This window comes from Atribacter sp. (assembly GCF_035418125.1).
GTDB lineage: Bacteria > Atribacterota > Atribacteria > Atribacterales > Atribacteraceae > Atribacter > Atribacter allofermentans.
In genome coordinates this window covers 1-4901 of record NZ_DAOLQM010000166.1, presented here as the reverse complement: position 1 = coordinate 4901, position 4901 = coordinate 1, and the positions used below count along the sequence as shown (strand labels likewise).

General features: G+C 38.4%; 5 protein-coding genes. All 5 read right to left on the bottom strand.

Annotation, left to right across the window (positions count from 1 at the left end):
* Window positions 1–163: 163 nt before the first annotated feature.
* Window positions 164–1636, bottom strand: a complete 1473-nt coding sequence (gene gcvPB / locus PLK24_RS08370) for an aminomethyl-transferring glycine dehydrogenase subunit GcvPB (RefSeq protein ID WP_324478109.1) — start codon at window positions 1634–1636, stop codon at window positions 164–166.
* Window positions 1629–2972: an aminomethyl-transferring glycine dehydrogenase subunit GcvPA gene (gcvPA, locus tag PLK24_RS08365; RefSeq protein ID WP_324478107.1), complete on the bottom strand. Its 1344-nt coding sequence runs from the start codon at window positions 2970–2972 to the stop codon at window positions 1629–1631. The genes gcvPB and gcvPA overlap by 8 nt, the downstream gene beginning before the upstream one ends.
* 25 nt (window positions 2973–2997) lie before the next feature.
* Complete coding sequence (gene gcvH, locus PLK24_RS08360; RefSeq protein WP_324478106.1) at window positions 2998–3387, bottom strand: glycine cleavage system protein GcvH; 390 nt, start codon at window positions 3385–3387, stop codon at window positions 2998–3000.
* The gene (gcvT, locus tag PLK24_RS08355) at window positions 3384–4529 is read right to left on the bottom strand and encodes a glycine cleavage system aminomethyltransferase GcvT (protein ID WP_324478104.1); all 1146 of its coding nucleotides are present in this window, start codon (window positions 4527–4529) and stop codon (window positions 3384–3386) included. The genes gcvH and gcvT overlap by 4 nt, the downstream gene beginning before the upstream one ends.
* Window positions 4530–4573: 44 nt before the next feature.
* Window positions 4574–4901: uroporphyrinogen decarboxylase family protein (locus PLK24_RS08350; protein WP_324478102.1), on the bottom strand; the 328-nt coding region annotated here is incomplete at its 5' end.

The window sequence follows — 4901 nt, the reverse complement described above, 5'->3', positions numbered from 1 at the left end:
TTTTCTCTATTTACTTTTGCCGATAATATAGCACACGCATTTGAAAAGTCAATAGATTCATTATATCCTTAAGGTTAATTTAAGGAATTGCCATTCATAAATTCTTTTAAAATGCCTAATTGAAAAATTTTAAAAAGATGAAGAATCAATAATACTATCTATTCTATTTCATTTTATTATACCAATTAACATCCAATTCCTTAACTGCTCTCGCTTCATCCAAACGTCTTATTGGAGTATTAAAGGGCGCATTTTTTAGCTTATCTGGATTCTCCACAGCTTCCCTAGCTATTTCATTCATCATGTGAGCAAATTTATCTAGTGTTTCTTTGTTCTCGGTTTCGGTTGGCTCAATCATCATCGCCTCTTCAACTATAAGAGGGAAATAAATTGTTGGAGGATGATATCCATAATCTAATAATCTCTTAGCTATATCTAAGGCTCTTACTCCATGCGATTTTTGTCTTTTCCCTGATAAGACAAATTCGTGTTTACAAGCCTGGTTAAAGGGGAGATGATAGTTTTTTTCGAGCAACCGCATCAGATAATTAGCATTGAGTACCGCTGTTTCGCTTACTTCACGAAGACCCTGAGCTCCAAGGGATCTGATATAAGCATAAGCTTTAACCAATACCAAAAAATTTCCATAAAACGATTTTACTTTCCCAATACTTTTAGGATAATTATAGTTAAAGTAATAATTATTGTTTTTCACGTCAACCAGCGGGATAGGCAAAAAATCTGCTAGCTCTTTAGTTACTGCAATCGGACCCGAACCAGGCCCTCCACCCCCATGAGGAGTCGAAAAGGTTTTGTGGAGGTTAAAATGAACGATATCAAATCCCATATCACCCGGACGGGTTATTCCAAGATTGGCGTTCATATTGGCACCATCATAGTATAATAAGCCACCAACATTATGAACTATCTCGGCAATTTTTAAAATGTCTTCCTCAAAAAGACCCAGGGTGTTCGGGTTGGTCAACATCAATCCGGCAGTCTGTGATCCGGCAATTTTCTTCAAGCTTTCAAGATCGACCATACCTCGAGAATTAGATTTTATCTCTACGACTTGATAGCCGCACATCGAAACACTGGCTGGATTTGTTCCATGGGCGGAATCAGGTATAATAATTTCTCGCCTCACCTGGTTTTCTCCTCGGTCGGCATGAAAGCCCTTCATGATCAACATTCCAGTAAATTCTCCGTGAGCCCCGGCAGCTGGCTGTAAGGTCGCACGATGGAGACCGGCAATTTCACATAAATACTTTTCCAACTCATGCATAAGCTGTAAAGCACCCTGAATTGTTTCTTCAGTTTGGTAAGGATGAATACTGGTAAATCCAGAAAACTTGGCCACATCTTCATTAATTTTGGGATTGTACTTCATGGTACAAGAACCCAAAGGATAAAAGCCAACATCTACACCATAATTAAGTCGTGACAACTGTGTAAAATGACGAATGACTTCATTCTCAGACAATTCAGGAAGATCGGCCGGTTTTTTCCGAAGAAATCGATCTGGAATAAGGTCATTTATTTTTTCTAAAGGAACATCATTCTGAGGATATTCATAAGCTCGACGACCTGGTGAAGTCATCTCAAATATCAAAGGTACTTCATTGACATTATTCATGGTAATTCTCCAATGCTTGAACTAAAGTATCAATTTCTTTTTTTGTACGCGCTTCAGTCACGCACAATAGCATACTGGGACCGAGCTCTGGATAATGTCTTTTGAGATCCAATCCACCGATAATTCCTTTCTCTAAAAGCACTTTATTGATTACTTCCGGTGAATCAGGAGTTTGAATTGGAAATTCATGAAAAAACGGTTGAGTAAACAAAGGGGAATACCCTTTAATACTGGTAATTTTTCTATAAGCATAATGTGCTTTTTGTAAACATAAATTGGCTACTTCTTGCAATCCCTTTTTCCCCACCAAACAAAGGAAAACCGTTGCTGCTAAGGCATTAAGAGCTTGATTTGAACAGATGTTAGAGCTGGCTCGCTGACGACGGATGTGCTGTTCTCTGGTTTGTAACGTAAGAACAAATCCTCTTTTTCCTTCAATATCCTTGGTTGCTCCTACAATCCTTCCCGGTATTTGACGAATAAATCGATCACGAGTTGCAAAAAATCCTAAAAACGGACCCCCAAATGCCACTGGATTTCCGAGCCCTTGACCTTCTCCAACGGCAATATCCGCACCATAATGACCTGGTGCTTCCAAGATGCCCAAAGAGATTGGATTCACACTGACAACCAATAGAGCTCCAAATTTCTGGGTTAAAGAAGCCACCTCTTTCACTTCTTCTAAAATACCAAAAAAATTTGGTTGTTGTATTAATACACCGGCAATTTCTTCGTTGATATTATCCTTTAAATAATTTAAATCTGTTTGTCCCTTATCATGTGGGATTTGGATGACTTCCATACCACGGTTCTCAAGATAGAGCTGAGTAACCATCCGATACTCGGGATGAATTGTCATAGGCAGGAATATTTTCTTCCGCTTGGTAGCTTCACCAGCCAAAACAGCAGCTTCAGCCAGAGCGGTGGCTCCATCATACAGCGAAGCATTCGCTACATCCATCCCAGTCAAACTGCAAATCAGGCTTTGATATTCATAGATGGCTTGCAAAACTCCCTGGCTGATCTCCGGTTGATAGGGAGTATAGGCAGTATAAAATTCTGAACGGCTTAGAATGTGCTGGACTGCACTGGGGATTAGATGGCCATAAGCACCAGCACCTAAAAAAGAAGGATACTGTTCAAGATTATTATTCTTTTCAGCTAAACTTTTAAGAGATTTGAACAGCTCATATTCGGTTTGAGCGGATGGTAAGTTTAATTCTCCTTGAAGGCGGACTCTGTCTGGAACATCATCAAAAAGTCCCTCCATGGATTGTAACCCTATACTTTTTAACATATCTTTCCGATCTTGTTCGGTTGTTGGGATATATCGCAATCTCTGCCACCTGCTTAAAATAAGATTATTTTGGTTCATTTTCGATGAGGGATTGGTATTCGGTTGCCCTTATCAACTTATCAATCTCCTCTTTTTGGATGATCTCGAGGGAAAAAATCCATCCTTCTCCATAGGGGTCTTTATTGATCAATTCTGGTTGATCTTCAAGTTTTTTATTCACTTCTAATATTGTTCCTGATACTGGTGCATAGATATCTGATACGGCTTTCACTGACTCTAAAACTGCAATTCCATCACCAGCTTTAACTTCCATTCCTGGTTCAGGGAGTTCAACAAAAACGACTTCGACCAGCTGTTCCTGAGCATAATATGTCACGCCTACCGTAGCATGATTTCCTTCCACCTTAATCCATTCATGACTTTTTGTATAATAGCGGTCTTCAGGATACATCATTTTTCCTCCATAAGTGTCCTATCTTTTTTAATTTTTGGAGAAACAAAAGGTCCTTCGATAATTTCAGCTCTCACTATTTTTTCACGAATCAACAAATCAACAATAGTCCCTGGTTTTGCTAAGGATGGACTTACATAACCCATTCCAACATTCTTCTTTAAACTCGGAGAAAAGGTACCACTGGTCACCATACCAACTCTTTCTTTATGGTAAACAATTGGATACCCCTGGCGAGGAATTCCCCGATCGATGGCAATAAAACCAACTAGACATTTCTTTATCCCGGTTCTTTTTTGTTCAAGTAGCGATTCTTTCCCAATGAATTGGTGATCAAATTTTACTACCCATTCTAAATTTGCCTCCAAAGGGGTTGTCTCGTCATCTATATCATTCCCGTACAGCGGATACCTCATTTCCAATCTTAGGGTATCTCTTGCTCCTAGTCCGATTGGAATAAGATCTATTCGCTTTTTTCTAGCAATTGCTTCCAAAGAATCCCAGACTTTTATCGCCTGCTCCCATGGAATATATAGTTCAAAACCATCCTCTCCGGTATATCCAGTACGTGAAATAATGGCCTTTGAACCAAAAACTTTGGTCTCTAAAAAATGATAATATTTTAATCCGAAAACCGCCGGTTCTAATTCTGTTACAATATTTTCTGATTCTGGACCTTGGATGGCTATCAAAGCTTTTGAATCAGTTAAATTTTCAACTTGAGCAGTTCCCTTTAGGTGGGATTTTATCCATTCATAATCTTTCGTTGTATTGGCGGCGTTTACTACCAAGAAAAATCCATCTTCTAATCTATACACCAATATATCGTCTATTATTCCCCCATTAGGTTGGCAAAGCAGTGAATATTGAATTCGACCTGGCAATAATCTGGTTGGGTCATTGGTTGTTAATTGAGCTAATTCTAACTCACAATTTTTTCCAGAAATCCTTAACTCCCCCATATGGGTTAAGTCAAAAATACCAGCTTTAGTGCGAACTGCCTCGTGTTCATAGGTAATTGTTTTGTAAAATAAAGGCATCTCCCATCCAGCAAAAGGAACCATCTTGGCTCCTAATTTTCCATGAATATCTTTTAATGGAGTTATTTTTGTCTGTCCCATATCATTTTCAGTGTTTAAAACCACTGTTTTCCTGCCTCCTGAGTTCTTTAAAATAATACTAATTTAATCTAAAATTCATCTTGTAGGTAAGAAATAACCTTGATGTTTTCTTCGGGTGTTCCAGAAACCAGCTCTCCCCCTAGCCCAAGAGCAAAATTTTTTCCTCCAGCCCTTATCTTTTCCCAACTTATTTTAACGATTTCTTCGGATTTTTCCTCAAGCATAATTTTTACTGGATCTATATTGCCAATCAAAAAAATATCCTTATTTTCTTGACGAATTTTATCAATATCCAAACTAGGATCAAAGGAGAAAAGCACATCAACTTCTTTACAAATAGTTTTCCAAATCCATTGCAATGTTCCATCGCTGTGAAATATACGATGATTAGGTTTG